Raw genomic sequence first — 26,983 nt, 5'->3', positions numbered from 1 at the left:
GGAGACCGGTCGCACAGCGACTCGCCCAGGGCGTCTGTGAGGATGGGCAGCCGCTGTGCCCGGCCACGTCTCACCGTCGAGCCGCCCAGGGCGGCACAGCACGGCAAGCCGTTCGGCCCCTCACGCAAAGCGACCTTCCGTGGCCTCACCCTCCTCTGCCTCTCCGGCCCCGCCCGCGACCGCGGGGCGCCGCCCGTCCCCGCCCTCGTTCCGCCGTCCGGACCGCCGGACCGCGACGGGGGAGGACCGCGCCCCGTGGCGGGCGCTGCGCCACCCCGCCATGCGCTGGTGGTCGGCGGCCAACCTGGTGTCCAACGCGGGCACCTGGATGCAGCTGACCGCCCAGAACCTGCTGGTGCTGCACCTCACCGGATCCGCCGCCGCGACCGGTCTGTCACTGTCCGCACAGGCCGCGCCCGGCCTGCTGCTCGGCCTTCTCGGCGGAGCCGCCGTCGACGCCTGGCCGCGCCGGCTGACCGCCACGGTCAGCCAGGCACTGCTCGCCCTCGTCGGCTTCCTCACCGCGGCGCTGGTCCTCACCGACCACCTGTCGGTGCCGGTCCTCATGGCGCTCGCGGCCGTCACCGGGCTGATCGCGACCGTCGACGCGCCCGCCTGCGCGCTGCTCGGCAACGACCTCGTGCCGCCCGAGAACGTGCCCTCCTCCATCGCGCTGGGCTCGATGGTGAGCGGCGCCGGCCGCGTGGGCGGCACCGCCCTGGCCGGCGTGGTCGTCGGCCTGTGGGGCCCCGGCGCGGCGTACGCCGCGAACGGCCTGTCCTTCCTGGCGGTCGCGGCGGTGATCCCCTTCCTGCGCCCGCACCCCGGCGCCGGACGGCAACGGCCGGCCGAGGCGGTCCGGCCGCGCGCGGCCGCCCCCGCTGCGGCGCCCGCCCCCGCGTCGGCGCGGCGCGGCACCGGAGCACGCGAGGGCCTCGCCTTCTTCCTGCGCCGCCCGCGGCTCGTCGCCCTGGCCGGCATCACCGCGATCAGCAGCGTCTTCGGCCGCAACTACGCCCTGACCCTCGCCGTGCTGGTCACCGGCCCGCTGGGCGGCGCCGCCGGAGCCTTCGGCACGGTCTCCACCGTCCTGGCCGTGGGCGGCGTGGCCGGCGCGGTGCTGGCCGGACGCCTGCGCAGCCCCTCGGTACGCATGGTCGGCGCGCTCGCCGCGACCGGAGCCGTGCTGCAGATCGGCGCCGGCCTGTCGCCGAGCCTGTGGGTCCTGCTGCTGCTCGTCGCCCCGATGGCCGTGGTGGAGTCCGTCTCCGACACCGCCGGCACCACGGTCCTGCAGACCGACCCCCCGCCGCACCTGCGGGGCCGGGTCCTCGGCGTGTGGCGCACCGTGAGCACCGGCTGGAGCCTGGTCGGGCCGCCACTGCTGGGGCTGCTGATGCAGGTCGCGGGCGCCCGGGGGGCCCTGGTGATCGGCGGTGTCCTCATCGCCGGCCCGATCGCCGCCGGCGCCGTCCTGCGCGCCCGGCGCACTCGCCGCGCCTCCGTGGCCGCGGTCCCCCCGGAGCCCGCCGCCGTCGCCTGGGCGCCGCTGCCCGTGGCGCGCCCGGCGTCTCCCGCGCCCGTCGGCTGCGTGGTCCCCGGGCACGGCGAGCTCTGCGCCGCGGGGTGCGCCACGGCTGTCTGAGTCGCGGCCCACTCCCCTCCCACGGGCGGGCACGGCGCGCACACGTCGCGGCCGTGCCCGCCCGGCCGTACCCGCCCTCCCCGCACACGGAGGCGGGGCGCGTCCGCGTCGCGGGCGGCTCGCCGCGCCGCCCACCCCCCCGGCGTGGGCCGCGAGTCAGCGGCCGTTCGGCGGGCAGGGCGTCAGGACGAGCATCGTCACGTCGTCGCGGACGGTCCCGCAGTGCGCGAGGAGATCGGCCAGCACGCGGTCGGCGAGGGCGGCCGGGTCGTGGTCGGCGATGCGGGGCAGCCGGTCCAGCAGGGGGTAGAACGCGCCCTGGGCGTCGCGGGCCTCGGTGACGCCGTCGGAGGCCAGGAACAGCACGTCGTCGCGGCGCAGCAGCACGGTGCGCCCGTCCTGCCGCGGGACGCCGTCGGACAGGCCGAGCCCCAGCGGGGTGCACGGTACGACCTCGACCTCCGCGGCCTTCCCGTCCCGCAGCAGGATCGGCGGCGGATGCCCGCACGTCACCACGCGCACCGAGCGCGCGTCGGCGGAGAACTCCAGCAGCACGGCGGTCGCGAACAGCTCCGCGTGCCGCACCTCGGCCGAGTCCACCACCAGCCGGCGGTCCAGGGCGCCGGCGACCGCCGTCAGATCCCGCCGGTCGAGCACCGCCTCCCGGAAGCTCCCCAGCAGCGCGGCGACCGTGGACACCGCCGCCAGTCCGTGTCCCTGCACATCTCCCATGACCGCCCGTACGCCCTGTGGGCCGCGCCGCACGTCGAAGAAGTCCCCGCCCACCAGCGTCCCGCGCTGCGCGGCCCGGTAGAGGCCCACGCAGCACACCGGTCCCACCCGCTCGGGCAGCGGCGGGACGACCGCCCGCTGCGCGGCCTCGGCGACCGTGCGCTCGAGGTCGAGCTGCGCGTCGCGGCGGCTGCGCACGAAGGACAGCAGGACGCTCAGCACGGCGACGAAGCAGACCGTCTCCAGGTCGGTGTTGCCCGGGTGGCCGAGACGGAAGACCGGCACGCTCAGCAGGGCCACCACCACGCAGCCCAGCAACGCGGTCGCCAGCGGCCCGTACGACAGCACGGCCAGCGGCGGAATGGCTCCCAGCAGGAAGCCGATGTCGAGCGGGTAGGGGCTGGCCAGCGTGGCCACGCACACGGCCGCGACCAGCGCGACCGGCAGCACCCGCACCCAGCGGGGCGGCGGCGCACCGCGCAGCCAGCCCCGCCGGTGGGGATCCCTGCGCGGCGCCGGGACAGGCAGCTTCAGCACACCACCACGCTGCTCCCTTCGAACCCGTCCCGCACGCCGGACGCCCGGCCCGCCGCCGTCCGGAGAGCGACGCCCCGCCAGGTCCGGTCCGGTCCGGCCCCATCCGGCGCATCCCGGCTCGGCGTCGGCTTCCGGCTCGGCATCGGCGTCGGTTTCCGGCCCCGGTCGCGCGTTCGGCGCCCGCGGGTCCGCGGGCGCCGAGGGGGCTACAGGGCGGCCTCGGCCGCCGCGAGGATCTCGGTGACCCGCAGGGCGAACGCGGCGTCGCACGGGTGCGGGCGTCCGTCGCGGGCGGTGGCGAGCAGCGCGTCCGCCGCCCGTGCGAAGGCGGAGACCGCTGCCTCGGTGCTGTCCGGCAGGACGCTCACCCCGGCCTCGCCCCTCAGCTCCACGACGGCGCCGGCCGCCGCCGGGGGAGCGGTGAGGCTCAGCGTCAGGGTGCTGGAGGCGCCGCCGACGTGGTCGAGAACGACGTGCACGGTGTCCCCCGGGCCGTGCGCGGCGGCGGTCACGGCCCGGACGTCGCCCAGGACGGGCAGCAGCACCGACAGCGCGTGCGGGCCCACGTCCCACAGCGCGCCCTTCTCCCGCCGCCACGGCGAGGCGGCGAACGGGCTCTGTCCGCCGAAGACCGCGCCGAGCCACTCGGCCCGTGCCGTGAACCACCCGCCCCGGCCCGCCTGCTCGGTGATCCAGGACTCCGGGCCGGTCTGGAACCGGGTGGTGAAGAAGACCACCGAGGCCACCCCGGTCTCCCGGACGGCCTCGGCCACGGCGCGGCCCCGCTCGGCCGTGGCCGCCAGTGGCTTGTCGAGCAGCAGGTGGCACCCGGCGTGCGCGGCGCGCACCGCGAGCTCGGCCTGGACGTCCGGCGGCAGGGCGACGGCGACCGCGTCCACGTCCGCGAACAGCGCGTCCACGTCGTCGTAGGCGCGCGTGCCGTGCTCCGCGGCGAGTTCCCCGGCGGCCGCCGCACGCCGCCCCCAGACACCGGCGAAGTCCAGCTCGCCGTGCCCGCTCAGGGCGGGAGCGTGGACCATCCGGGCCCAGGGGCCGGTGCCGAGCAGTCCGATGCGCATGCCGATGCCTCTCCACTTGCCGGACACGGTGGGACCGGACCCCGGTGGGCCGGTCAGGCCCGAGCGTGTCATGGCGGCCGGGTGACGGGACAGGCGGGGGCGGGACGGGACCGTGCGGGCGCGAGGACGGGGATCGGATGCCCGGACCCGGCGGCGCGGGAAGCGGGCGCCCAGGCCGCGTGAGGTCGGCGGCGGCCTCGGCGGGACGTGACGCCGAGGACCGTCGGACGTCCCGGGGCCGGGACGTCCGACGGCTCAGGCCGCTCGCCGCCGTTCCTGCGGCGAGCCCTCGCGCGAGTACGCCGGCTCCGTTCCGGTGTCCCGCCGGCCGCCCGGGATCAGCCGCAGGTGCCTGCGGTGCCCGGCGTGCCGGCCCCGCTCGGCAGCGGACCGGAACACACGCTGCTCCACGCGGTCCATGACCATGAGGAGCACGGACACGAGCGGCAGCAACAGCACTGCGACGAATACCACGACGCCCCCTTGTCCGGTTCAGGGAGCGGGTGCTCCGAACCGCGTCGTTGATGGGCACGCCGGCGTGAAGGATTCGTGAGGATCGTGGCGGGTCCCGGGGAAGTCACCAACTCCCGTTGCTCCTGGGCTGGTTCGGGCTGATCGGAGTTCCATAGGATGTAATCTCCATCGGACCGGCCGGGCGGTCGGCCCGGTGGATCCGGCGAATCTGGGGGAACGGTGCCTGCGGAGAACCAGCTGTCCACGACGATCGACCAGAAGGTGCCGACCGCCGCACGCATGTACGACCACTACCTGGGCGGCAAGGACAACTACGCGGCCGACCGCGCGGCGTGCGAGGAGCTCGACAAGGTCGTCCCCAGCACCCGCCGACTGGCCCTGAACAACCGCCGTTTCCTCCAGCGGGCCGTGCGGACGCTCGCCGAGGAACACGGCATACGGCAGTTCCTGGACCACGGCTCCGGCCTGCCCACCCAGGACAACGTCCACCAGGTGGCCCAGCGCGTCGACCCCCGGGCACACGTGGTCTACGTGGACAACGACCCCATGGTGCTGGTCCACGGCAGGGCCCTGCTCCAGCAGGACGAGCGCACCGCGGTCGTCCACGCCGACATGCGCGACACCGACGGGATCCTCACCCACCCCGACACCGAACGGCTCATCGACCTCTCCCAGCCGGTGGCCGTGCTGTTCAACTCGGTTTTCCACTGCATCCCGGACAGTGACACCGACGGTCCGCTCGCACTCGTGCGGCGGGTCCGGGAGCGGCTCGCGCCCGGCAGCGTCATGCTCATGTGCCAACTGGTCAGCGAGGACGCCGAGGTGCGTGACTTCGTCACGGACTTCATGGACCAGGCCACCCAGGGCCATTGGGGCCGGGTGCGTCAGGAGAAGGACGTGGCCGAGTGGTTCGAGGGCCTGGACATCCTCGATCCGGGGCTGGTGGAGGTGTCCACCTGGCGGCCGGACACGGAGGTGGCGCCGCGTCAGCTCACTCACGAGTGGGTGGAGTACGGCGGTGTGGGGGTGCTGCGCTAGGACCGGCCACCGGGGCGGCAAGACCCTCCGGGACCAGCGACAGTGGTTCCGGCGGCCGCAGGTGGAGGTGGCCGCCGCGTCCGTGCCGGAGAGCGTGTCAAGGTGCGGGCTCAGGGCGCCGGGTAGCGGTCCTTCATGGTCTTGCGCAGCAACGCCAGGGACTCCGCCGGAGTCAGCGCCTCGTCGGCGAGCCGGTCCAGGGCGACCCGGTACTCCTCGGTCTCGTCGCGGTCCTCGAGGAAGTTGGCACTCCTGATGTGCTCGAGGTAGACGACGTCGGGCAGGTCGAGTCCGCCGAAGCGGAGGTAGGTGACGGGTATGGCGGGCGCGGACGCGTTCGTCGCGTCCAACGGCACGATCTGCACGGTCACGTTGGGGCGCTGGGCCATCTCGACCAGGCGCGCGAGCTGTTCCCGCATGACCTCCCGGCTGCCCAGCACCCGCAGAAGTACCGATTCGTCGACGACCGCCCACAGTTGCGGGGCGTCCTGCCGTGTCAGCAACTCGGTGCGGCGGGTGCGCAGTTCGACACGGCGCTGCACCTCACCGGCGGAGGCGGTCGGCAGGCCGCGCTCCACCACCGCCCGGGCGTAGGCCGGGGTCTGCAGCAGACCGGGAACGTACTGGATCTCGAAGGTGCGGATCGCCGCTGCCGCCTCCTGCAACCCGACCAGCCGGTCGAACCACTCGGGCATCAGCCGCTTGTCGTAACGCTGCCACCAGCCCGGCTCGCCGGCGCGCCGCAACAGCTTGAGCAGGACGGAGGACTCGTACTCGTCGGTTCCGTACAGCCGCAGCAGGGCGCGTACGTCTCCCTCGGCCGGAGGGCGGCGGCCCTTGCCCGACTCGATGCGCGACAACTTCGCCGCGCTGAAGCCGAGTTCGCGGGCCGCCTGCTCCTGGGACATCCGGGCGTCGTCGCGGAACCCCGCCAGTTGGACGCCGACCAGCATCTTCAGCAGTGTGGGGGCCGGCTCGGACCGGTCGAGGTAGGGCTCGAGGCGGGAGAGGCGATGCGGCTCGGCGGACATCATGACTCCCCAGTGGACCGGCAGACTTGAGGCCTACACTATCGTACCGGTCCGCCGCGCCGGGTACCCCTCGGGCGAGCCGGTGAGTCCGTCGCGCGGTCCGTCGCGCCCGGGGCGGACGGGCCGGCCGAGCCCGGGCGGCGGCCGGACGCGCGGCTCCGGAGCCCGCTCCGGACGGGCACGGGGCGGTCGCGCCCCGCCGGTGACGTCGGGCGGTCGTGCGAGCGGTCACGCGGGACCGGTCACAGCAGGTGGTCGAACTCGCCGTCCTTGGCGCCGGCCAGGAACGCCGCCACCTCCGCCGGCGTGTAGACCAGCGCGGGGCCGTCCGGATCGCGGGAGTTGCGTACCGCGATGCCGCCGCCGGCCAGGGCCGCGACCTCCACGCAGTTGCCCTCGGCGTTGCTGTGCCTGCTCTTGATCCAGCGGACCTCCAACGAGCTGGCCCGCACTCCGTTGCGCACTGGTGGCACCGCACTCTCCCTGCTGTTCCCGTTCCGTCGTGAGGCCGCCCGGACCGGGTCGGAGACCGGCCGTGTCCGACTGGACCCACGCGGTTCCCGCGCACATTCACGAGAAATTTCGCGTGCAATTGCACGCGGACGCTGACAGGGTGGATAATAGCGAGGGCGTCAACCTCGCGGTAGACGCCAGTGAGTGACAAAGCGTCAGGTCACAGCAGGGAGATGCCGTGCGCTCACCCGCGAGCCCGACGACCGGAACGCCTGTCACGGCCGAGGCGGTCGTGACGTGGACGGACCGGCGGGCGCGTCCGGGTCCGCGCACGGAGCACGAACCGCCCTGTCGAGCACCATGCCCCGCCGGGAGCCGGACGCGTCCCGCGTCCGCGCCCCACGGGCCGTGAGTCCCGCACCCGTCTTCCGGCCCCCCACCGAGCCGCCGTCCCCCCATACGACCGCCGCGGAAAGGCCCCACGTCATGCCCACCGCACCGACGGAGCAGCCGAGCACCCAGCGCACCGACCGCGCGACCCCCCCGACCGGCGTGGCCGCCACCACGCCACTCGCGGCCCTGGGGCAGGTGCCCTGGAGCGACATCAGGGACTCCACCGGCTCCGCCGCCGACATCCCGCGGTTGCTCCGCGGGGTGGCCCGCGGCGACGCCCGGACCGCCCGGGCGGCGCTGGACGAACTGCGCGGGCGCATCTGCCAGTACGGCTTCGTCGTGGAACAGGCGACCGCCGCCACGGTCCCGTTCCTGTGGGAACTCGCCCAACTGCCGCACGTGACTTGCCGGGCGCAGATCATCCAGCTGCTCAGGAGCATCGCCGACGCCCGGCAGTGGGAGTCCGTCGCCGCCGTCTATCCCAAACTCCTCAACCACCGGGAGAACCCGGCGGTCTGGGAGCGGCGGGCACGGCAGGCGGTCCGGGCCCGCAGCGGCGCCCTGCGGACGCTGCTGGCGGAACCGGACGGGGAGATCGCGCGGGCCACGACGGAACTCGCCGACGCGCTCGCCGAGTGAACCGGGCGTCCGGCCGGCGCCGCGCGGCGCCGGCGCGCGAGCCGCGTCAGTCCAGGCAGAACTCGTTGCCCTCCGGATCGGTCATCACGATGAAGCCGGCGCTCATCGGGGGAGCGGGCTCGTGGCGACGCACCCGGGTCGCTCCCAGCGCGACGAGCCGGTCGCACTCGGCCTCCAGCGCCGCCATCCGCTCCTCTCCCCGCAGCCCGGGAGCCGCACGGACGTCGAGGTGGACGCGATTCTTGGCGGTCCTGCCCTCCGGCACCCGCTGGAAGAACACTCGTGGGCCGTGCCCGTCGGGGTCCTCGATGGCCGATCTCGAGTCGCGCAGCTCCTCCGGTACGCCGGCCCCCGCGAGGAAGTCCTCCCACGCCGCCAGCGGGTCGGCGCCCTCGGGCAGGTCCACCCCGGGCGGGCCGGGGTGGACGTAGCCCAGTACGTCGCGCCAGAAGGACGACAGCGCCCGCGGGTCGTGGGCGTCGAAGGTGACCTGGACGTGACGGCTCATCGGGTTGCTCCGTTCGCGGCGGGATGCGTGTGCCGGTAGTGGTCACGCAGCAGACAGACCTCGGACAGGTGGTGGATCAGCTCACGGTGGATGTGCAGCACCAGATCGGCCATGGGCGCCTCGGGGAAGGGCTCCTTCTCACCGGCCGGGACCCGCAGCCCGTCGTCTCCGAGGCCGCGTACCCCGGCCAGCCAGACGTCGAGCTGGGTGTCGAGCTGTTCGAGGGCGGTGGCCGCGCTGCCGGCGTACTCCCAGTTCTCGTACGACGCCGCCGGCGCGCCGAAGTGCGCCGCGTTGCGGGCGGCGAGCACGCCGACGACGACGTGGCCGAGTCGCCAGGCGATCGTGGTGAAGGCCGCCGGGACCGGCTGGGGGAAGGCGAAGTCGATCGTGAAGTCCCCGGTGCCGGCCTGCACGGGCGCCGTCGAGCTGCCGCGCGGCCGCACACTCCAGGCGTCCGGTACCGGCGACCAGAAGTACTCGTCGTCGGTGAGGCCGCCGAGCCGGGCTCGGAGCTGGTGTTTCCAGTGGGCCTCCCACTGCTCGCGCAACGTTCGGTTCCAGTCGGGTTCGTCTGCGTCCATGGAGCCACCGTGTCAGCCCTGGCGGACAGTACCGGTCCGCTATCTGGTGGGCGACTGTCTTTTGAGAGAGTGGGCGGCATGGACGTGGCGAGCGGTAACGAGCGGGGCACGACGGAGCGGGTGCTCACCCTGCTCGGGCTGCTGCAGCAACGTCAGGTCTGGACCGGCCCCGAGCTCGCCGCCCGGCTCGGGGTGACGCCGCGCACGGTACGGCGCGACGTCGAGCGGCTGCGCGCGCTCGGCTATCCGGTCCATGCCGACCAGGGTGTCGGCGGCGGCTACCGACTCGGCCCGGGGCAGGACCTGCCGCCGCTGCTCCTCGACGACCACGAGGCGATCGCCACCGCGGTCTCACTGCTCGCCGGCGCGGGTGACGCGGTCGCCGGCGCCGGCGACGCCGCGCTCCGGGCGCTGACCAAGCTCGACCAGGTGCTGCCCGCCCGGCTCCGGCACGAGGTGCGCGCCCTCTCCGGCGCGGTGGAGTCCTTCGGCCAAGGCCGCACGCCGGTCGACCCCGAGGTGCTCATGACGCTGGCCAGAGCCTGCCGCGACGAGGTCGAGGCGGGCTTCGACTACCCGTCCGGGGGCGAGGTGCGACGGCGGCGGGTCGAGCCCTACCGGCTGGTCGCCTCCGACCGGCGCTGGTACCTCCTCGCCTACGACCTCGACCGTGAGGACTGGCGCAGCTTCCGCGTCGATCGGATGACCGGCGCGTCCGCACGGACCTGGCGCTTCGGTCCGCGCCCGGCGCCCGACGCGGCGACGTACGTGCAGGAGGGGGTGGCGAGCCGGGTCTACCCGCACCGGGCGCGCTTCCTCGTGCACGCGTCGGCCGACACGGTGCGCGCGCAGGTCCCGGCGTCGGCGGCCGTCGTACGACGGCGAGGGGACGAGCTCTGCGAGGTGCTCAGCGGCGCCGCAAGTCTCGACGCCGTGCTCATGCACGTGCTTCTGCTGGGGCACGACTTCGAGGTCCTCGACCCTCCGGAGCTCGGGAGACGCTGTCGCGTCCTGGCGGAGAGACTGCTGTCCGCCGGTGCGGCGAACCCGCCGGCGCCGGACGTGCGGGAGTGATGGACCACGGCCACACCGGCACCGGCTGAGCGCCTTCGCCGCGCACCACCGGGCCAAGTCGCCCCGGTCGTGGGCTGCGCCCCGTGCCGGCCCGACGCCGCCGCGGACACCGTCGCACCGACCCCCTCGGTGGCGGCATCCACCGGGCGGGCACCCGCCGAGCGCGAGGCCCCGCCCGGATCCGGCCACGCCCAAGAAGAATCCACCGCCTGACCGCCCGCCCGGGCGGAAGCCGTTCGCGGGAGGCGGCTCGCGGCGCCGGGTTCTGCGGTACTCGTGGTGCGCGCCGCTGCTCCAATCTTGGCCGAAGGCCGGAAAAGCACCTATATTGCGGATACCTCAGCCGGGTCGTGCGGCGCCCTGCCGCCGCGGACGGGGGCTGCCCGGGCATGTGCGGCCGAGTGTTCTGCGGAGGTTCCGGTGAACGTCACCCAGCGAATCCAGCACGGCGGGCGGCTCCGCCACGCGACGCCCCGCACCCCCGGTGCCGGGCCCGTGCCCGGGCGGCCGGCATGAACTGGCTCGAGCGCGGCGCGTGCCGCTCCGAGGACCCCGAACTGTTCTTCCCGCCCGGCGAGGGCGCGCTGTCGCTGCTCCGGATGGAGCAGGCCCGCGCGGTGTGCCGTCGGTGCCCCGTGCTGGCGGAGTGCCGGGCCTTCGCCCTGCGCAACAGCGAGTACGACGGCATCTGGGGCGGCATGACCGCGCGGGAGCGCCGCGCCGCGGCGCACAGCGGGTCCGAGGACCGCCGCCGGTGACGGCCGGGGGGCGCGGGCTCCGGCGTCGAACCGCGAGGGATTCACCACAAACCGACTGAATCCGGCCAATCACCTGGCTTGGAGCGGTCGGTATGCATGGCACGGCGTGCCTGGGGCATACGCAGAAAAAATTCGAGAGAGGGGCGCTCCGTGCTGGTACCGGACCCGAAGGTCGTCAGGACGTTGCTGACTCGGTACGCATCGCTGAAGATCGCTCAGGCGGAGAGGGAGCGGGCCGAGACGGCTCGGGAGCTGGAGGACGTCAGTTACACCCTGTGCGTCATGACGGGCACCACCAGCATCCACGACGCCATCGCCCGGGCCGACGCGCTGCTTCTCGCCGCCGCCCGCCCGGCGGGCGTCGGTTCGGACGCCGAGGGGGAGAACGGCCTGTCGCTGGCAGTCTGATCCCCGGGCCGGGGTGGGTGGGACGCCCGTCGATCTTCCTGGCACTGCGTGCCGAGAAGCCGGTCGACGCCTGGTCAGGATTCGGCCATGGGTGTCGGCCACCCGGCCGGGCCGACACAGGGTCATGGGACCGCGGTGCGCCGGTCGTCGGCGGGTCCGGACTCCCGCGGCGCGGGACGGGCCAGCCACTCGGCTATCGTCCGGGCGATCGGCAGGCCCGTCTCCACCTCCACGAACCCGAACTGCCCGGACTGGTTGCACTCCAGGAACCACCAGGTACCGTCGGCGTCCTCCGCGAAGTCGAAAGCGCCGTAAGCCAGTTCGGCCTCCCGCTGGTACGCGGTCACGGCCGTGGCCACCCGCGGCGGGACCTCGCACGGCAGCCACGGCGTGGTGGACGCGGCGAAGCGGACGTCCACCTCGTCCGGATCGGCGTCCGCCGGGGTCTCCTTGCGGGCGGCCAGCAGGGTCCCGCCCACGACGGTCAGACGGATGTCGGCCCGTTTGGCGACGCGCCGCTGCAACAGGGTGGGACCGTAGGCGACCGCCCCGAAGTCCGTGTCCGGGGCGACCCGGCTGGTCGGCACCGCCCTCGGCGGTTCCTGCGGGTGCGCGCCGGAGACCGGCTTGACCACCAGGTCGGGGAAGCGGGCCGCGAACTCCCGGGCGGCCTGCGGGAAGGTCGTGATGAGCGTGGCGGGCACCGGCAGGCCGCACCGCTGGGCGAGCCGCAACTGCCACGGCTTGTGCCGGGCGCGCTGTGCCGCGTCGGGATGGTTCATCCAGCGCGCGCCGCAGCCGCGCAGCATGCCGTAGAGGGCCTGCGTGGCCTCCTCGGTGAGCCAGGCCGAGGGCTGCGCCGCCCGGGACGCCGGAACTCCCGGCCTGCGCACCCAGACGGACCGCAGGCCGTTCACGCTCACCAGCCGTCCTCCCGCGGACAGATGGCCGCGGAAGGACCCGTGCACGTACTCGCCCGAGAGGGCGACGCCCGCGGTCAGACCGGCCGGGTCCAGCCGGACCACCGGAACCGAGGAGGCGTTCAGGTGGACCACCACCATGTCCGCCGTCACGTCCTCCTCGCCGGTGAGGATGAGAACGGTCATCGTCGCGGGCGTTCAGTCGTCGAAGTGCGTCTTGGAACCCGCCGTGGAGGTCGTGGTGCCCAGCTCCCTCAGCAGCGCCTGGTCACAGGCGGCGATCCGGCCGTCGAGGAGCACGTTCAACTGCAGTCCGGAGTCGTAGACGTACGGGAGCACGGCTTCTCTCTCCACGGTGGGCCGTGCGTAGTTGAGCGCGAACGGTTGCATCGTCTCTCCCCTGTCGGTGCAGCCGCGATCAAGCGGTGGTCGCCCTTGCGGCGTCGCTTGGCCCGCTGACTTCGTTTCGGGTTCCCGAGACTTATACGAATCGAACGGGTGAATGGTTTCCTTACGGAGCGTGATCGTTTGCGCCCGGCTGCCCGGCCCCGAGGACTTTCGGCCGACGGGCGGGCAGGGGCGTGCCCGTGCCACCCGCCCCGTGCAGCGCGCGCAGCGCCAGGAGCAGGACGCCGATGTCGTCCAGGTACACCGGGTCGGGAAGCAGGTCGACGGGGAGCACGAAGTAGAGGACCGCCCCCCAGAACACCCAGCGCGGCCCCGTGGGCAGCCCGGCGCGGCGCAGGTCCCGCCGGGCGCGGACCAGCCGCACCAGCAGCCAGGCGGCCACCGCGAGCACGAGCGCGGCGAGGACGGCCGCGACGAGGAGCGTCTTGGAGGTGAGGTCCACAGCTGTGCTTCCCCTTCTTCCCGGCCGGCTTGCCTTCCGTGCTTCTTGCCGCCGTGGCGGCGGTCACTCCCGCGGCGCACCCCGGGTGGCGAGCGGTCGGCGGCCGCCCCAGTAATGGTCAGGGTAAGTGGCGTGCCGCCCTTCGGGGGCGCGGAGCGGCCGCACCCCTGCCCTGGAGCCCAGATGACCACCCGCTCTTCACCACCCCGGTCGAACCGGTCCGCCGTCGCCCTCACCGAGGAGGTCCACCGGGCCGGTCCGCCCGGCGGGCCCGCGGGCGGCGGCGGGGGCGGGCGCCCGGACGGCGACCCGGCCCATGGACCGGTGCGGGCCGCCGCGGGCGAGCGGCCCCTGGAGGAGGTCCTCCGGCTGGTCGACCTCCTGGAGGAGTCCCCGCGGCACGCGGACGCCGTCGGCCCGGTGCTGCGCGCGGTCGCGCTGGACCGCCCCGTGGAGGACGTGGCCCGCCTGGTGGCCGAGCTGACCCGTCCGCCGCGCCCGGCCGACGGCGCCGACGACACGATCCGGGCCGCGGTGGAGCACCGCTGCGTCGAGGACGTCACCCGGCTGGTGGCGCTGCTGCACCGGGCGCCCCAGCGGCCGCACTGCGCCCGGACGGCGGTCCGGGCGGCGGTCGGCTCGCTGGGCGTGGAGGAACTCGTGGAACTGATCGGGCGGCTGTCCGGGGAGCATGCTGTCGGACAGCCGTTCGGCGCGGACCGGGAGCCGTTCGGCGCGAGCGGCGAGCCGTTCCCGGTGGGGGAGGAGCCGATGACCGGCACGGCCGGCCTCGACGGCCGCCTCGGTACGCCGGAGGCGGCCGACCCGGCCACGGGCGTCGAGCACCGCGCCGCGCCGGGGGCACGGCTCCTCTTCTGGCCCGGCTGGGTCGCGGCGGCGGCACTGGTCGTGTGCGGCGCCGCCCACTTCCCGCTGCGCCGGGAGGGCGCGCCCCTCCTCGTCTACGGCCTCGCCCTGGCGGCGTCGGGGCTGTGCGGAGCTCTGGCCCTCGCGCTGGCCCTGCGGGCCGGTGTCGCGGCCCTGGTCGCCGGGTCGGTCGTACCGGCGGCGCTCGCCGGACTCGGGTACGCCGAAGGCCGGTTCGCGCCGAGGGAACTGTCCCACACCCTGTCGATCACCATGGCCCCGCCCGCGAGCGCCGGGCTCACCGCGGTGTGCGCCTCGCTGGCCTCGCTGGCCGCCCTCTCCCTGCTGCTGATGGTCCAGGTGGCCGAGCGGCACCCGGCGCGGCGGCCACCGACTGAGCCCACCGACTGACCGCACCACGGCTCGGGACGGCCCGCGACCGGCCGGCCGGCGAACGCACCGCCGGCCGGCCGGTTCGCCGCTCGCCCTTCCTGGCCGCCGCCGCCGCGGCGCGAACCCCCCGGTCGTCCCGTCCCGCGGCGCGGGCCCCGTCGCCCCGTCCCGCGGGGCCGCCCCGCCGCGGAGCGCGGGAGACGCTCCCCGCCGGGCGCGCCGTGCTCAGCCGCCCAGGAGCGCGAGCACCTTGTCCGGCGTCAGTGGCAGTTCACGGCAACGGACGCCGGTGGCGTGGTGGACGGCGTTGCCGATGGCGGCCGCGCTGCCCACGATGCCGATCTCGCCGATGCCCTTGCTCCCCATCGGGTTGAGATGGGTGTCGGCCTCGTCGATCCAGTCCGCCTCGATCCTCGGCACGTCGGCGTGCGCGGGCACGTGGTACGACGCGAGGTCCGACTCCGCGAAGTCGCCGAACGCGGCGTCCATCGTGCTGCCCTCGGTCAGCGCCATGCCCAGCCCCATGGTCATGCCGCCGATGAACTGGGACCGCGCGGTGCGGGCGTTGAGGATCCGTCCCGCGGCGAACACGCCGAGCATCCGGCGTACCCGGACCTCGCCGGTCACGGTGTCCACGGTCACCTCGGCGAAGTGCGCCCCGAACGCGTGCCGCGCGTAGGAGCTCTCCGCGTCGGCCTGGCCGGCCGTGTCCGCGCGGGCGCTGAGTCCGGTCCCGGGCGGCGGCCCCGCGTGGTCGGCGAGCCGCGCCGCCAGCCGGACGCACGCCTCGTGCACAGCCCAGCCCCATGACGCCGTCCCGGAGGAGCCGCCGGCCAGCGACGCCGGCGGCAGGTCGCTGTCGCCCACCTCGGTCCGCACCCGCTCCAGCGGCACCCCGAGCGCGTCCGCCGCCACCTGGGCGAGCACCGTACGCGCCCCGGTGCCGATGTCGGTGGCGTTCACCCGCACCTCGAACGTGCCGTCGGGCAGGGCCCGCGCCTCAGCGGTGGACGGCTGCACCAGCACCGGGTAGGTGGCCGCGGCCACGCCGGTGCCGACGAGCAGGGGCCCCTCGGCGCGGGACCGGGGCCGCGGGTCGCGCCGTGCCCAGCCGAACCGCCGCGCCCCCTCCCGCAGGCACTCCACCAGGTGGCGGCTGCTGAACGGCTTGCCGCTGTCGGGCTCCCGCTCCGGCTCGTTGCGCACCCGCAGCTCCACCGGGTCCATGCCGAGCTCGGTCGCCAGCTCGTCCAGGGCGGACTCCAGGGCGTACATGCCCGGCGCCTCGCCGGGCGCCCGCATCCAGGAGGGGGAGGGCACGTCGAGACGGACCACCCGGTGGGCGGTGAGGCTGTGCGGCGCGGCGTACATGACTCGGGCCGGCACCGCCGCCTGCTCCACGAACTCCTTGACGCGCGAGGTGTGCGTGACGACCTCGTGGGTCAGGGACGTGAGGCGGCCGTCCGCCTCGGCCCCGAGGCGGAGCCGGTGCAGGGTGGGCGCCCGGTGCCCGACCACCGCGGGCAGGAAACGGCGGGGCAGGGCCACGGTGACGGGCCGGCCGGTCACCCTCGAGGCCATGGCGGCCAGCACCACGTCGGGGCGAGCGGTGCCCTTGGAGCCGAAGCCTCCGCCGACGTGGTCGGCGACGACCGTGATCCGCTCCGCGGGCAGCTCGAACAGCGCGGCGAGCGTGTCGCGTACGTCGCTGCCGCCCTGACTGGAGTTGTACACGGTCAGGTGGTCCGGCGCCCAGTACGCCGTGGTGGTGTGCGGTTCCATGGGGTGGTTGTGCAGGGGCGGGACGCGGTAGGAGACGTCGACGCGGACCGCGGCGGAACCGAAGGCGCTCTCCGGGTGGCCGTGTTCGCGACGGCCCGGATAACCGCCGTTGGCGGTCTCCGGCTCGTACGCCCCGGGATGGTCCGGTGTCAGGACGACGTCGTGCTCCTCCTCGGCGTACTCGACACGGACCGCCGCGGCGCCCGCGCGGGCCGCCTCCAGGGACTCGGCGACGACCAGCGCGACGAACCAGCCCCGGTGCGGCACGTCGGAGGTCTGCAGGACGGCCAGCGTCGGGTCGTCCGGCTCGGCGAGCCGGGGGGCGTTCTCGTGGGTCAGCACGGCCAGCACGCCCGGCAGGCCCAGGGCCGCCGCGGCGTCGACCGCCGTCACCCGGCCCCGGGCGACCGAGGCCGGCACGGGCCGGGCGTGGGCCCGGTTCGGCAGCGGGTGCTCGGCGGCGTAGCGGGCGCCGCCGGTGACCTTCAGGCGCCCCTCGCGGCGCTCGGCGGGAGCGCCCAGCGCGGTACCGGTGCCGGCCATGGAGATCCTCCTGTGACATGACGGTTCGGGCCCGGCGGACGGGCCCGGGCGGTTCGGGGCCCGGTCGCGGGGTAGGGCGGGGCCGGGCCCCGCGGGGTTTCAGGCGCCGGCGGGCGCCGCGAGCCGGGTCAGGACGTCCACGGCGAGGTTGCGGGCGAGGGGCACCTTGTAGGCGTTGTCCCGCAGCGGCCGGGCCGCGGCGAGTTCCAGCTCGACGGCGTGCGCGAAGGCGGCCGGCGTGGCGGGCCCGCCCAGCAGCGCCTCCTCCGCCCTGACCGCCCGCCACGGCCGGTGGGCCAGGGCGCCGAAGGCGATGCCCGCGTGCGCCACGGCGCCGTCCGACACCCGCAGCACCACCGCCACCGAGGCGAGGGCGAACGCGTAGGAGGCCCGGTCGCGGGCCTTGCGGTAGGCGGAGGGCAGTCCGGCCGCGGCGGCCGGGAGAACCACCCCGGTGATCAGCTCGCCCGGGCGGATCTCGGTGTCCTGCTCGGGGTGGTCCCCGGGCAGCCGGTGGAACTCGGCCGCCGGGACGCTGCGGGCGCCCCGCTCGCCGTGCAGTTCCACGCGCGCGCCGAGCGCGGCCAGGGCGACCGCCATGTCCGAGGGGTTGGTGGCGATGCACTGCTCGGAGTGCCCGAGGACCGCGTGGTCGCGGTGCACGCCTTCCCGGGCGCCGCAGCCGCTGCCGGGTTCCCGCTTGTTGCAGGGCTTGGACAGGTCCTGGAAGTAGGGGCAGCGGGTGCGCTGCAACAGGTTGCCGCCCGTCGTCGCCGCGTTGCGCAACTGGCCGGAGGCGCCCGCGAGCAGCGCCTGGGACAGCGCCGGGTAGCGGTCGCGGACCAGGGGATGCGCCGCGAGATCGCTGTTGCGGACCATCGCGCCCACGCGCAGCGAACCGTCCGGCAGCTCCTCGACCGTGCCCAGGGGCAGCCGGGTGACGTCGACGAGCACGGCCGGCCGCTCCACGCCAAGCTTCATCAGGTCGACGAGGTTGGTGCCGCCGCCGAGGTAGCGGGCGCCGGGGTGCGCGGCGCAGGCCTCGGTCGCCTCCTCGACGCTCGTCGCCCGTACGTATCCGAAGGGCTTCACCGGACCACGTCCTCGACGGCCTCGACGATACGCGGATAGGCGCCGCACCGGCACAGGTTGCCGCTGAGCCGCTCGCGGATCTCGTCCGGCCCCAGCGGGACGGGCCGGCCGGACGGCGCTGCGGGGTCGGTGACGTGGGAGGGATGCCCGGCCCCGGCCTCGGCGAGGACGCCGACGGCGGAGCAGAGCTGGCCGGGGGTGCAGTACCCGCACTGGAAGGCGTCCCGGTCCATGAAGGCCTGTTGCAGCGGGTGCAGTTCCTCGCCGTCGCCGGCCAGGCCCTCGACCGTGGTCACCTCGCAGCCGTCCAGGGCGACCGCGAGCAGCAGGCAGCTGTTCATCCGGCGCCCGTCGACCAGGACCGTGCAGGCGCCGCACTGGCCGTGGTCGCAGCCCTTCTTGGCGCCGGTGAGGTCCAGGTCCTCGCGCAGTACGTCCAGCAGGACGCGCCGGTGGTCCACGACGAGCGTGTATGGCTTGCCGTTGACCCGGAGCGTCGTCTCGGAACGGTGAGTGTCGCTGCCCATGGCGTGGATGACCTTCCGGACGGGCCGTGGTGCTGAGTGCAGTCCGCGTATCCAGACTGCGGCACCTGACACGTCCCGGCACGCCGGGCCGGGCACCCGGGCCCGGCGCCCACGGAGACGCCCGGCCTCGAACACGCCCCGCTCCGGCTCGGGCGCGACGTCGCGTCGGGCGTGGTTGCCAACCGGGCTCAGTCCCCGGCCGGGGGAGGGGCGCCGGGACCGTCGGCCGACCGGGCGGCGCCGTCTTCCGGCTGGGCGGCGTCCCGGGGCGTGGCCGCGACGCCCTCCACCGGGGCGGAACCCGGACGCAGCGACAGGGCCGTGCCCTTGAGTCGTTCGAGGCCGCGTGCCAGCTGCTGGAACGGCGACCCCGTGGCGGCGCGCCCCGGCTTCTGCGCGGGAAGCGCCCCCGCGGCCCCGGTCTCGCGGTAGGCGGCGAGGGCCTCGTTGGCCCGTTCGGCCGCCTCGCGGTACAGGTCCCGCGACTTCGTCATGGCGTCGAGCGCCTCGGCGTACATGGCGACGAGCTCCCGCGCGCGGGCGAGTTCCTCCTCGAGGGTCATCAGGTGCCACTGCTCGCGCAGCGCGGTCAGGGCCGCGTCGGCGCCGTCCGGCAGGGGCCGCGGCAGTGCGGCGAACCGGGTGACGGCGTCGAGGACCTCCGTCGGCTCGTTGCCGTCCAGGAAGACGCTGCGCACGGAGAACTCCTGCGCGTCGTAGCCGGGCGCGGCCAAAGCGCCCGGCAGCACGACCGCGCCGCCCCGGGGCACCCGGGTCCCGAAGTCGTCCAGCACCCAGTTGACGGCCCTGAGCCGGTGCGGCGCGGCCCGGTGCTCCACGACCCGGTGCCGCAGTCCCTCGGGGAGCAGCCGCACCAGTGTGCCGCGGCCGCGTTCGTCCGGCGTCATGGCCTCGTGCACGACGAGGTGGACGCACCAGGTGTCCCGCACCGCGTGCCGCAGGACCCGCCGGAGCTCCTTGTCGTCGTCGGGGAGGGGGTTGACCTCCCCCAGCCGCAGACCGGTGCCGGCTTCGTGGGCCCAGCCGGAGCCGGCCTCCGGCGGCCAGAACACGGTGGCGGGGGACGGCCACCGGGGGTCCCAGGGCTCCTCCGCCTCCGCCACCAGCACCCACTGCTGTTCCGCGGCGGCGTTGTGGCGTGGCGGCAGGGTGAGCCGGGCGCGCACGGTCACCTCGCCGGGAGCCGACCAGCGGGCCTCGAACACGTGCCCGTCGGCCGGGTCGGCGTCGTCCGGTTCGAGGTGGCTGTGGATGACGTCGTCGGCCTTGAGCTTCTCCAGGTTGCGCCGTACGGCGTCCGCCGCGGCGGTACCGGTGTGGCGGCCGCGCGCCGCCCACACGGTGGGCGGCGCCGCGGGGCGGGGGGAGGAAGAGTTCGACATGGGCCACTCTGCGGGCGGGGACGGCGTACGCCCACAGTATCGCCGCAACCGATCATGATCGGTTGGCGGGGGCCCCGTGTCGTACCCGTCGGCCGTACGGATCGCGTCGGCCGTACCGATCCCGTCGGCCGCGCCCGGCTCCGCCGGTCCGCGTCCGAGGCCGGCCCGGCCGCGCCGTCGTCCGGCCGCCGCCCTGTCCGCGACACGGTCCGCCTCTCCCGGCCGGCGCGGCGCACGGGAGGCGTGCCGCCGGGGCCGCGGGCAGCGGCGCGCCGCTCGGGGTTCAGCAGCCCTCGTCCATGCGCCGCTGGTCCTCCTCGTCCCAGGCGCGGGTGTCCCGGGGCTCCACATAGGGCTCCTCGTCCTCCGGGTGCCCGCCGGCGATCACGCGCTGCCGGGCCATCTCCGCGTCGAACTCCAGCCCCAGCAGAATGGCCAGGTTGCTCACCCACAGCCACACGAGGAAGACGATGACGCCGGCCAGCGCGCCGTACGTCTTGTTGTACGAGCCGAAGTTCGCCACGTAGAAGGCGAAGCCCGCCGAGGCCGCCAGCCAGATCAGCAGGGCCAGCACGCTTCCCGGGGTGACCCACAGGAAGCCGCGCAGCTTGGCGTTGGGCGTGGCCCAGTACAGCAGCGCGATCATCATCGTGACCAGGACGACGAGGACCGGCCACTTCGCGATGGACCACACGGTCATCCCCAGATCGCCCAGACCGAGCGCGGTGCCCGCCTGGCGGGCCAGGCTGCCGGTGAAGACCACGATCAGGGCGCTGGCCGCGGCGAGCACCATCAGGGACACGGTCAGCGCCACCCGCAGTGGCAGCACCTTCCACACCGGGCGGCCCTCCGGGACGTCGTAGACGGCGTTGGCGGCGCGGATGAACGCCGCGACGTAGCCGGAGGCCGACCACACCGCCGCGAGCACGCCGACCACCGCCAGCACCGAGCCGAGGCCGGCGCTGTTCTGCAACTGGTGGACCGCGTCGAAGATGATGTCCCGGGCGGGGCCGGGAGCGAGTTTGCGCAGGTTGTCCAGCACCTGGTCGGTTGCCGACCGGCCCGCCACACCGAGCAGCGAGACCAGCACGAGCAGCGCCGGGAACAGGGACAGCACCCCGTAGTAGGTCAACGCCGCGGCGCGGTCGGTCAGCTCGTCGTCCTGGAACTCCGCGACGGTGCGCCGCAGTACCGCGAGCCAGGAGCGGCCGGGCAGTTCGGCGGGCGAGTCGGGGGCCTCCCGCTCGGTCGAGGCGTCCGGCCCGGCCGCCTCGGCCGGCCTCGCGTCGGACGCCTTCCCGGGACCGGGGTCGCGCTCCCGCCCCTCGACCTCGTCGCGCACGGCGTGCTCGCCGGGCTTCCGGGCGTCCTTGGCGGCTGAGTGGTCCCGGTGACCGGGAAGGCGCAGACGGTTCATGCCTGTCCGGGTGTCCCCGCAGCCCGCGAACACGCGTGGGTGTTCCTCCGGGCGTATTCGCGCGGGCCGGATCGTCGGGAGCGGGGGGGGGGGGGGGGGCGGGGGCGGCGCCCCCCCCCCCCCCCCCCCCCCCCGCTCCCGGCGACGCGCACGGGGCGCGCGCCCCTCATGGGCACCGCGCCCCGCGTGCGGTGGGCGGCGTCCGTACGGGCCGCAGCACCCGGGGCCGGCTGCCGTACGGCCGCCGGCCCCGGACGCCTGACGAGGGACCCTAGGCGCCGCTCTCCCGCAGCATGTCCTCGCGCTCGACGATCTTCACGCGTTCCCGGCCCTGCGGCTCGCCCAGCGCCTTCTCCGCGGCGTCCAGCCGGTACCAGCCCTCCCAGGTGGTGAAGCGCACGTCGCGCTCGGCGAGGAAGGCGTCGACGGCCTCCGGCGCGGGTGAGGCGGGGGTGTGCAGCCGGCCGGCCGCGTAGTCGTCGAGGAGGTTGGCGACCGTCTCGTTGGCGTCGCCCTTGGTGTGGCCGATCAGGCCGACCGGTCCGCGGCGGATCCAGCCGGTGACGTACGCCGACCGCACGTGCTCGCCGGTCTCCCCGATGATCCGGCCGCCCTCGTCGGGAACCGTGCCCGACTCCTCGTCCCACGGCAGCTTCGGCAGCCGGTCGGAGAGGTAGCCCACGGCGCGGTAGACGGCCGTGACGTCCCAGTCCTTGAAGACACCGGTGCCCTTGACGCCGCCGGTGCCGTCGAGTTCGGTGCGCTCGGTGCGCAGGCCGGACACCCTGCCGTCCTCGCCGAGGATCTCGGCGGGGGACTCGAAGAAGTGCAGGAACAGTTTGTGCGGACGGTCGCCGACGTCGCGGATCGCCCAGTTCTCCAGTGTCTTGGCGACCATGTCGGCCTGCTTGTTGCCGCGCCGGGTGGCGATGGAGCCCTCGTCGTAGTCGATGTCCTCGGGGTCGACGATCACCTCGATGTTGGGGGAGTGGTCCAGCTCCCGCAGCTCCATCGGGCTGAACTTCGCCTGCGCGGGGCCGCGCCGGCCGAAGACGTGGATCTCCAGCGCCTTGTTGGCCTTCAGGCCGTCGTACACGTTCGGCGGAATCTCGGTGGGCAGCAGTTCGTCGGCCGTCTTGGCGAGGATCCGGGCCACGTCGAGGGCGACGTTGCCGACGCCGAGGACGGCGACCTTCTCAGCCTCCAGGGGCCAGGTGCGCGGAACGTCCGGGTGGCCGTCGTACCAGGAGACGAAGTCGGCGGCGCCGTAGGAGCCGTCCAGCTCGATGCCGGGTATGGACAGCGCCCGGTCGGCCGTGGCTCCGGTGGAGAAGACCACGGCGTCGTAGAACGCGCGCAGGTCGTCCAGGCCGATGTCGTTGGGGTAGTCGACGTTGCCGAACAGCCGGATCTGCGGCTTGTCGAGCACCTGGTGGAGCGCGGTGACGATGCCCTTGATCCGGGGGTGGTCGGGGGCGACGCCGTAGCGGATCAGGCCGAACGGGGCGGGCATCCGTTCGAAGAGGTCGATGGACACGCCCGGCTCGGCGGCCACGCCGGACTTGAGCAGGGCGTCGGCGGCGTAGATACCGGCGGGGCCGGCTCCGACGATGGCTACCCGCAGGGGGCGGGGCATGATCAGGTTCCCTTCGAGCGATGACGGACGACTCGACGGCAACCCTAAATTAAGGCAAGCCTAAGTTGGTACGCGGGTCCGGTCTATGAGGTCATAAGGTTGAGTTATGACTTCCCAAAGGCGTGGTGATGGGCGGCGGTGCCGCGGCAGGACGGGACGCGTTCGGTCGGGCATGGTGGATCTGTGATCGAACTGGCCGCGTGCTTCGCCCTCCTGGGGGCCGCCAGCAACGCCATGGGCACCGCCTGCCAGCGCAAGGCGGCCGCCACCGTACCCGCCGGCGGCGGACTGCGCCTGCTGCTCGCGCTCGCCCGGCACCCGGTGTGGCTGGCCGGCATCGGCGGCGTGGTGTGCTCCGCGATGTTCCAGGCGCTCGCGCTGGTCAACGGTCCGATGGCGCTGGTGCAGCCGCTGTTCATCATGGAGCTGCCGTTCGCCCTGTTCATCGCCGGCCTGCTCATGCGCCGCAACCTGCCGGGCGCCGGCTGGGCGGCCGTCGGCGGCGTGGTGGGGGGCCTGGCGATGGTCCTGGTCGCCGCCGACCCTGCCGGATCCCACGAGCAGGCGCCCATGGTGCGGTGGGTGCCCGCGCTGGTCCTGTGCCTCGGGATGATGGCGACGGCGGTGGTGCTGGCGCGCACCGCGCGCTCCCCGCTGTTCCGGGCCGCCGTGCTGGCCGCCGCCGCCGCGATCGGCAACGCCCTGACCGCCGCCATGCTGAAGTCCGCGAGCGCGACCCTGGAGTCCGACGGCTTCGCCGCCTTCCTCGCGACCTGGCAGACGTACGGATTCGCCGTCCTCGGGATCTGCTCGCTGCTGCTGCTGGAGAACGCCCTGCAGGCCGGTTCGCTGGCCGCCTCCCAGCCGGCGCTGACCATCGGCGACGCGACGGTGAGCCTGCTGCTGGGCGTCATGCTCTTCGGCGAGCACATCCGCACCGGCGTCTGGCTGGTCCCGGAGCTGCTGGGCGCCGGGCTCATCGCGTGGGGGGTCGTCCGGCTGATCCGGGTCGTCCCGCACGCCCAGCAGACCCTGGTCGGCGACGGCCGGGCCGACGACCGGACGGCCCGGCCGGCCGAGGACCGCCCACCCGGCCTCGCGCGACCGGAGCGGTCGGACGGTCATACGAACGGCGGTGGTGGGTAAGTGACTGCCCATGACTCCTGAGGCGGTTCCCTCCTCGCCGGACGCGTCGGCCGCGGACCGGCTGCGCCGGATGCACGACGTGTACGCGGCCGGTACGGGCCTGTGGACCGTGTCGCTGTTCGCGGCGGTCCTCGGCCACGACGCCGACGTGCGTCAGGTGCTCCTCCTGCTCGCCCTGCTGGCGTCCTTCACCGGCCTGTGGCTGTGGTCGGCCTGGCGGCTGTGGACGGAGCACCCGGGCCGGGAGGCGCCGCGCCGTTCGGCCTAACCCCGGCCGTGGCCCCGACTCAGCGGTGCGAAGGTTGTCGCATCAGCATAAGACAGGGCGAACCGGGCATCCGACGATCGGCGGCCCGGCCGGCCCGCCGCGCCGGACGGCGACCGCCGCGCGGCCCGCGTCCGCGTCCGGACGCGGGGACGAGTCGAAGTCGAAGGAGTCCACGGGCATGACGGACGTATCCAGCAGGGGGCCCGCTCCGGGCGACGACCGGAAGGTCCTCACCAACCGGCAGGGCCATCCTGTCTACGACAACCAGAACCAGCGGACCGTGGGCGCCCGAGGGCCGGCGACGCTGGAGAACTACCAGTTCCTGGAGAAGATCAGCCACTTCGACCGCGAACGCATCCCGGAGCGGGTCGTCCACGCCAGGGGAGTGACGGCGTACGGCTTCTTCGAGGCGTACGGCGCCTGGGGAGACGAGCCGATCGGCCGGTTCACCAGGGCCCGGCTCTTCCAGGAACGCGGCAAGCGCACCGACGTCGCGGTCCGCTTCTCCACCGTGATCGGCGGCCGGGACTCCTCCGAGGCGGCCCGCGACCCGCGCGGCTTCGCGGTGAAGTTCTACACCGAGGACGGAAACTGGGACCTCGTCGGCAACAACCTCGGCGTCTTCTTCATCCGGGACGCCATCAAGTTCCCGGACGTCATCCACGCCCTCAAACCCGACCCGGTCACCTTCGAGCAGCAGCCCCGGCGGATCTTCGACTTCATGTCGCAGACCCCGGAGTCCATGCACATGCTGGTCAACCTCTTCAGCCCGCGTGGCATCCCCGCCGACTACCGGCACATGCAGGGCTTCGGGGTCAACACCTACAAGTGGGTGAACGACGAGGGCCGCACCGTCCTGGTGAAGTACCACTGGATGCCCAGGCAGGGCGTGCGCAGCATGACCCAGCAGGACGCCGCCGAACTCCAGGCGCAGTCCCTCGGCCACGCCACCAAGGACCTGTACGAGGCGGTGGAGCGCGGTGAGTACCCCGAGTGGGAACTGCTCGTGCAGATGATGGACGACCACGACCATCCGGAACTGGACTTCGATCCGCTGGACGACACCAAGACCTGGCCCGAGCAGGATTTCCCGCCCAGGCCGGTCGGCAGGATGGTGCTCGACCGGATGCCGGAGAACTTCTTCGCCGAGAACGAGCAGATCTCCTTCGGCACCGGTGTCCTCGTGGACGGTCTCGACTTCTCCGACGACAAGATGCTCGTCGGCCGGACCTTCTCCTACAGCGACACCCAGCGCCACCGCGTCGGACCCAACTACCTGCAACTGCCGGTCAACCAGGCGAAGCACGCCCAGGTCCGCACCAACCAGCGCGACGGCCAGATGACCTACCACGTGGACGGCGGCGGCGAGAACCCGATCGTCAACTACGAACCGTCGATCACCGGCGGTCTGCGCGAGGGCCGGTACCCCACGCACGACGAGCAGGGGCCCGAGATCCGCGGCCGGCTGACCCGCAAGCGCATCCCGCGGGCCAACGACTACCTCCAGGCCGGACAGCGGTACCTGTTGATGGAGCAGTGGGAGCGCGACGACCTGGTGAAGAACTTCGTCACCCTGCTCTCCCAGTGCGACCGCCCGGTGCGGGAACGCATGGTGTGGCACTTCCTGCTGGTCGAGAACGAGCTCGGCCTGAGGGTCGGCGAGGGCCTGGGCATCTCGCCCGAGGACGTCGCCCAGCTGGAGCCCCTGGCCGGCCAGGACCTCACGGACGAGGACCGCAAGCGCCTGGCGAACCTCGGCAAGAACCCGCCGCGCGACGTCGAGGGCCTGACCATGACCCACTGCGTCCCCGACGAACGGTACGTGGTGACCCGCTGACCCGGCGCGGCACACGCACGCGAGGGCCGGACGCCGCCCACCTCCCCAGGACGGCGGTGTCCGGCCCTCGCCCGCGGGCTCAGCGCGTGGTCAGCAGACCCTGGCGGAGCCGCGCGAGCAGCTTGTTGAGCAGGCGGGAGACGTGCATCTGGGAGATCCCCAGCCGCTCGCCGATCTGCGCCTGGGTGAGCTCCTCCACGAACCGCATGTGGATGATCTGCCGGTCCCGGTCGTCGAGCTCGGCGAGGAGCGGGGCGAGGCTGTGGACGTCCTCCACGAGCTCCATGCTCGTGTCCTCGGCGCCGATGAAGTCGGCCAGGACGCTCTCGCCGTCCTCGCTGCCGCTGACGGCGGCGTCCAGCGAGGCGGAGGTGTAGCCGTTGGAGGCCACCATCGCGTCCACGACCTCCGGCTCCGGGAGGTTCATCAGCTCCGCGAGCTCCTTGGTGCTGGGCTTGCGCCCCAGCCGGCTGCTCAGCTCCTCCGTGGCCTTGGCCAGCTCCACGCGGGCCTCCTGGAGCCGCCGCGGCACGTGCACCGCCCAGGAGGTGTCGCGGAAGAAGCGCTTGATCTCGCCGACGATGTACGGCACGGCGAAGGAGGTGAACTCCACCTCGCGGGCGAGCTCGAACCGGTCGATCGCCTTGATCAGCCCGATCATGCCGACCTGGACGATGTCCTCCATCTCCTGCGGGCCCCGGCTGCGGAACCGGCCGGCCGCGTAGCGGACGAGGGACATGTTCATCTCGATCAGCGTGTTGCGGGCGTACTGGTACTCGTGCGTGCCCTCTTCCAGGTGCGCCAGCCGGTCGAAGAACACCCGCGACAGTGCCCGCGCGTCGGTCGGCGCGACCTGGCAGGGGTCGGCCACCTCCGGCAGCTCCGTCCGAGCCCGAGTCGCCTTCACCTCTGTCGTCGCCGCCATCGTGCGGTCCTCCTTCAGCCGAAG

Annotated in this window: 27 protein-coding genes; 10 read left to right on the top strand and 17 right to left on the bottom strand. The window is 74.3% G+C overall.

The window, feature by feature from the left end; genetic code table 11:
- The first annotated feature begins 280 nt into the window (after positions 1-280).
- Positions 281-1,645, top strand: a complete 1,365-nt coding sequence (locus ACF061_RS27460; protein WP_392269655.1) for an MFS transporter — start codon at positions 281-283, stop codon at positions 1,643-1,645.
- 156 nt (positions 1,646-1,801) lie between these two features.
- Here ACF061_RS27460 and ACF061_RS27455 read toward each other — a convergent pair whose 3' ends face one another.
- The 3 genes from ACF061_RS27455 to ACF061_RS27445 form a co-directional block, all read right to left on the bottom strand.
- Positions 1,802-2,914 carry a PP2C family protein-serine/threonine phosphatase gene (locus ACF061_RS27455; RefSeq protein WP_392269654.1) on the bottom strand — a complete coding sequence of 371 codons (1,113 nt, stop codon included), beginning with the start codon at positions 2,912-2,914 and terminating at the stop codon, positions 1,802-1,804.
- A gap of 206 nt (positions 2,915-3,120) precedes the next feature.
- Positions 3,121-3,993, bottom strand: coding sequence for a Gfo/Idh/MocA family protein (locus tag ACF061_RS27450; protein ID WP_392269678.1), 873 nt, complete (start codon positions 3,991-3,993; stop codon positions 3,121-3,123).
- Between the two features lie 255 nt (positions 3,994-4,248).
- Entirely contained in the window at positions 4,249-4,467 is a 219-nt protein-coding gene (locus tag ACF061_RS27445) for a hypothetical protein (protein WP_392269653.1), read from the bottom strand.
- Positions 4,468-4,686: 219 nt separating this feature from the next.
- Here ACF061_RS27445 and ACF061_RS27440 point away from each other — a divergent pair, with 219 nt between their 5' ends.
- Positions 4,687-5,505: an SAM-dependent methyltransferase gene (locus tag ACF061_RS27440; RefSeq protein WP_392269652.1), complete on the top strand. Its 819-nt coding sequence runs from the start codon at positions 4,687-4,689 to the stop codon at positions 5,503-5,505.
- Positions 5,506-5,615: 110 nt separating this feature from the next.
- Here the strand turns inward: ACF061_RS27440 and ACF061_RS27435 are convergent, their stop codons facing one another.
- Together ACF061_RS27435 and ACF061_RS27430 are read right to left on the bottom strand one after the other, a co-directional pair.
- Positions 5,616-6,536, bottom strand: a complete 921-nt coding sequence (locus ACF061_RS27435; protein ID WP_392269677.1) for a helix-turn-helix domain-containing protein — start codon at positions 6,534-6,536, stop codon at positions 5,616-5,618.
- Positions 6,537-6,778: 242 nt separating this feature from the next.
- Entirely contained in the window at positions 6,779-7,009 is a 231-nt protein-coding gene (locus ACF061_RS27430; RefSeq protein ID WP_392269651.1) for a DUF397 domain-containing protein, read from the bottom strand.
- A gap of 466 nt (positions 7,010-7,475) precedes the next feature.
- Here ACF061_RS27430 and ACF061_RS27425 point away from each other — a divergent pair, with 466 nt between their 5' ends.
- Positions 7,476-8,021, top strand: coding sequence for a hypothetical protein (locus tag ACF061_RS27425; protein ID WP_392269650.1), 546 nt, complete (start codon positions 7,476-7,478; stop codon positions 8,019-8,021).
- Positions 8,022-8,067: 46 nt separating this feature from the next.
- Here the strand turns inward: ACF061_RS27425 and ACF061_RS27420 are convergent, their stop codons facing one another.
- Complete coding sequence (locus ACF061_RS27420) at positions 8,068-8,529, bottom strand: VOC family protein (RefSeq protein WP_392269649.1); 462 nt, start codon at positions 8,527-8,529, stop codon at positions 8,068-8,070.
- Positions 8,526-9,113, bottom strand: a complete 588-nt coding sequence (locus ACF061_RS27415) for a DinB family protein (protein WP_392269648.1) — start codon at positions 9,111-9,113, stop codon at positions 8,526-8,528. The genes ACF061_RS27420 and ACF061_RS27415 overlap by 4 nt, the downstream gene beginning before the upstream one ends.
- 78 nt (positions 9,114-9,191) lie before the next feature.
- On the opposite strand from ACF061_RS27415, the gene ACF061_RS27410 reads away from it, so the two are divergent.
- From ACF061_RS27410 to ACF061_RS27400, 3 genes are all read left to right on the top strand, one after another.
- Positions 9,192-10,187: a helix-turn-helix transcriptional regulator gene (locus tag ACF061_RS27410; protein ID WP_392269647.1), complete on the top strand. Its 996-nt coding sequence runs from the start codon at positions 9,192-9,194 to the stop codon at positions 10,185-10,187.
- 512 nt (positions 10,188-10,699) lie between these two features.
- Positions 10,700-10,945, top strand: coding sequence for a WhiB family transcriptional regulator (locus ACF061_RS27405; protein WP_392269646.1), 246 nt, complete (start codon positions 10,700-10,702; stop codon positions 10,943-10,945).
- 150 nt (positions 10,946-11,095) lie between these two features.
- Positions 11,096-11,353, top strand: a complete 258-nt coding sequence (locus ACF061_RS27400; protein ID WP_392269645.1) for a DUF5133 domain-containing protein — start codon at positions 11,096-11,098, stop codon at positions 11,351-11,353.
- Positions 11,354-11,475: 122 nt separating this feature from the next.
- On the opposite strand, the gene tgmB is transcribed toward ACF061_RS27400, so the two are convergent.
- From tgmB to ACF061_RS27385, 3 genes are all read right to left on the bottom strand, one after another.
- Positions 11,476-12,459, bottom strand: coding sequence for an ATP-grasp ribosomal peptide maturase (tgmB, locus tag ACF061_RS27395; RefSeq protein ID WP_392269644.1), 984 nt, complete (start codon positions 12,457-12,459; stop codon positions 11,476-11,478).
- Positions 12,460-12,471: 12 nt separating this feature from the next.
- Complete coding sequence (gene tgmA / locus ACF061_RS27390; protein WP_392269643.1) at positions 12,472-12,663, bottom strand: putative ATP-grasp-modified RiPP; 192 nt, start codon at positions 12,661-12,663, stop codon at positions 12,472-12,474.
- 121 nt (positions 12,664-12,784) lie between these two features.
- Positions 12,785-13,123, bottom strand: coding sequence for a YkvA family protein (locus ACF061_RS27385; protein ID WP_392269642.1), 339 nt, complete (start codon positions 13,121-13,123; stop codon positions 12,785-12,787).
- A gap of 183 nt (positions 13,124-13,306) precedes the next feature.
- Here ACF061_RS27385 and ACF061_RS27380 point away from each other — a divergent pair, with 183 nt between their 5' ends.
- Complete coding sequence (locus ACF061_RS27380) at positions 13,307-14,401, top strand: hypothetical protein (RefSeq protein WP_392269641.1); 1,095 nt, start codon at positions 13,307-13,309, stop codon at positions 14,399-14,401.
- Between the two features lie 207 nt (positions 14,402-14,608).
- Here ACF061_RS27380 and ACF061_RS27375 read toward each other — a convergent pair whose 3' ends face one another.
- From ACF061_RS27375 to ACF061_RS27350, 6 genes are all read right to left on the bottom strand, one after another.
- The gene (locus tag ACF061_RS27375; protein WP_392269640.1) at positions 14,609-16,708 is read right to left on the bottom strand and encodes a xanthine dehydrogenase family protein molybdopterin-binding subunit; all 2,100 of its coding nucleotides are present in this window, start codon (positions 16,706-16,708) and stop codon (positions 14,609-14,611) included.
- A gap of 99 nt (positions 16,709-16,807) precedes the next feature.
- Positions 16,808-17,800, bottom strand: coding sequence for an FAD binding domain-containing protein (locus tag ACF061_RS27370; RefSeq protein WP_392269639.1), 993 nt, complete (start codon positions 17,798-17,800; stop codon positions 16,808-16,810).
- On the bottom strand, positions 17,797-18,327 hold the full coding sequence (locus ACF061_RS27365) for a (2Fe-2S)-binding protein (RefSeq protein WP_392269638.1): 531 nt from the start codon (positions 18,325-18,327) through the stop codon (positions 17,797-17,799). The genes ACF061_RS27370 and ACF061_RS27365 overlap by 4 nt, the downstream gene beginning before the upstream one ends.
- 188 nt (positions 18,328-18,515) lie before the next feature.
- A complete protein-coding gene (locus tag ACF061_RS27360) occupies positions 18,516-19,730 on the bottom strand; it encodes a hypothetical protein (protein WP_392269637.1) in 1,215 nt (404 codons plus the stop codon).
- A 283-nt stretch (positions 19,731-20,013) separates the two neighbouring features.
- Entirely contained in the window at positions 20,014-21,147 is a 1,134-nt protein-coding gene (locus ACF061_RS27355) for a YihY/virulence factor BrkB family protein (protein WP_392269636.1), read from the bottom strand.
- A 271-nt stretch (positions 21,148-21,418) separates the two neighbouring features.
- Positions 21,419-22,783 (bottom strand): FAD-dependent oxidoreductase, encoded by a 1,365-nt coding sequence (locus tag ACF061_RS27350; RefSeq protein ID WP_392269635.1) that lies wholly within the window; start codon positions 22,781-22,783, stop codon positions 21,419-21,421.
- A 183-nt stretch (positions 22,784-22,966) separates the two neighbouring features.
- Between ACF061_RS27350 and ACF061_RS27345 the strand changes: the two genes are divergently transcribed.
- From ACF061_RS27345 to ACF061_RS27335, 3 genes are all read left to right on the top strand, one after another.
- The gene (locus ACF061_RS27345) at positions 22,967-23,929 is read left to right on the top strand and encodes a DMT family transporter (protein WP_392269634.1); all 963 of its coding nucleotides are present in this window, start codon (positions 22,967-22,969) and stop codon (positions 23,927-23,929) included.
- Between the two features lie 10 nt (positions 23,930-23,939).
- Positions 23,940-24,197 (top strand): hypothetical protein, encoded by a 258-nt coding sequence (locus ACF061_RS27340; RefSeq protein WP_392269633.1) that lies wholly within the window; start codon positions 23,940-23,942, stop codon positions 24,195-24,197.
- A gap of 178 nt (positions 24,198-24,375) precedes the next feature.
- Positions 24,376-26,034: a catalase gene (locus tag ACF061_RS27335; protein WP_392269632.1), complete on the top strand. Its 1,659-nt coding sequence runs from the start codon at positions 24,376-24,378 to the stop codon at positions 26,032-26,034.
- 79 nt (positions 26,035-26,113) lie between these two features.
- Here ACF061_RS27335 and ACF061_RS27330 read toward each other — a convergent pair whose 3' ends face one another.
- Positions 26,114-26,959 carry an RNA polymerase sigma factor SigF gene (locus tag ACF061_RS27330; protein ID WP_392269631.1) on the bottom strand — a complete coding sequence of 282 codons (846 nt, stop codon included), beginning with the start codon at positions 26,957-26,959 and terminating at the stop codon, positions 26,114-26,116.
- Positions 26,960-26,983: the final 24 nt, after the last annotated feature.

The organism is Streptomyces sp. NPDC015220 (assembly GCF_043079345.1).
Taxonomy (GTDB): domain Bacteria; phylum Actinomycetota; class Actinomycetes; order Streptomycetales; family Streptomycetaceae; genus Streptomyces.
This window is presented reverse-complemented; position numbering and strand designations above follow the sequence as displayed.

Excerpts from the sequence above, each read along its gene's own strand:
- ACF061_RS27460 (WP_392269655.1), top strand. The coding sequence starts at position 281 with ATGCGCTGGTGGTCGGCGGCCAACCTGGTGTCCAACGCGGGCACCTGG.
- ACF061_RS27450 (WP_392269678.1), bottom strand. The coding sequence starts at position 3,993 with ATGCGCATCGGACTGCTCGGCACCGGCCCCTGGGCCCGGATGGTCCAC.
- ACF061_RS27435 (WP_392269677.1), bottom strand. The coding sequence starts at position 6,536 with ATGTCCGCCGAGCCGCATCGCCTCTCCCGCCTCGAGCCCTACCTCGAC.
- ACF061_RS27425 (WP_392269650.1), top strand. The coding sequence starts at position 7,476 with ATGCCCACCGCACCGACGGAGCAGCCGAGCACCCAGCGCACCGACCGC.
- ACF061_RS27420 (WP_392269649.1), bottom strand. The coding sequence starts at position 8,529 with ATGAGCCGTCACGTCCAGGTCACCTTCGACGCCCACGACCCGCGGGCG.
- ACF061_RS27415 (WP_392269648.1), bottom strand. The coding sequence starts at position 9,113 with ATGGACGCAGACGAACCCGACTGGAACCGAACGTTGCGCGAGCAGTGG.
- ACF061_RS27410 (WP_392269647.1), top strand. The coding sequence starts at position 9,192 with ATGGACGTGGCGAGCGGTAACGAGCGGGGCACGACGGAGCGGGTGCTC.
- ACF061_RS27405 (WP_392269646.1), top strand. The coding sequence starts at position 10,700 with ATGAACTGGCTCGAGCGCGGCGCGTGCCGCTCCGAGGACCCCGAACTG.
- tgmB (WP_392269644.1), bottom strand. The coding sequence starts at position 12,459 with ATGACCGTTCTCATCCTCACCGGCGAGGAGGACGTGACGGCGGACATG.
- tgmA (WP_392269643.1), bottom strand. The coding sequence starts at position 12,663 with ATGCAACCGTTCGCGCTCAACTACGCACGGCCCACCGTGGAGAGAGAA.
- ACF061_RS27380 (WP_392269641.1), top strand. The coding sequence starts at position 13,307 with ATGACCACCCGCTCTTCACCACCCCGGTCGAACCGGTCCGCCGTCGCC.
- ACF061_RS27375 (WP_392269640.1), bottom strand. The coding sequence starts at position 16,708 with ATGGCCGGCACCGGTACCGCGCTGGGCGCTCCCGCCGAGCGCCGCGAG.
- ACF061_RS27365 (WP_392269638.1), bottom strand. The coding sequence starts at position 18,327 with ATGGGCAGCGACACTCACCGTTCCGAGACGACGCTCCGGGTCAACGGC.
- ACF061_RS27360 (WP_392269637.1), bottom strand. The coding sequence starts at position 19,730 with ATGTCGAACTCTTCCTCCCCCCGCCCCGCGGCGCCGCCCACCGTGTGG.
- ACF061_RS27355 (WP_392269636.1), bottom strand. The coding sequence starts at position 21,147 with ATGAACCGTCTGCGCCTTCCCGGTCACCGGGACCACTCAGCCGCCAAG.
- ACF061_RS27350 (WP_392269635.1), bottom strand. The coding sequence starts at position 22,783 with ATGCCCCGCCCCCTGCGGGTAGCCATCGTCGGAGCCGGCCCCGCCGGT.
- ACF061_RS27340 (WP_392269633.1), top strand. The coding sequence starts at position 23,940 with ATGACTCCTGAGGCGGTTCCCTCCTCGCCGGACGCGTCGGCCGCGGAC.
- ACF061_RS27335 (WP_392269632.1), top strand. The coding sequence starts at position 24,376 with ATGACGGACGTATCCAGCAGGGGGCCCGCTCCGGGCGACGACCGGAAG.
- ACF061_RS27330 (WP_392269631.1), bottom strand. The coding sequence starts at position 26,959 with ATGGCGGCGACGACAGAGGTGAAGGCGACTCGGGCTCGGACGGAGCTG.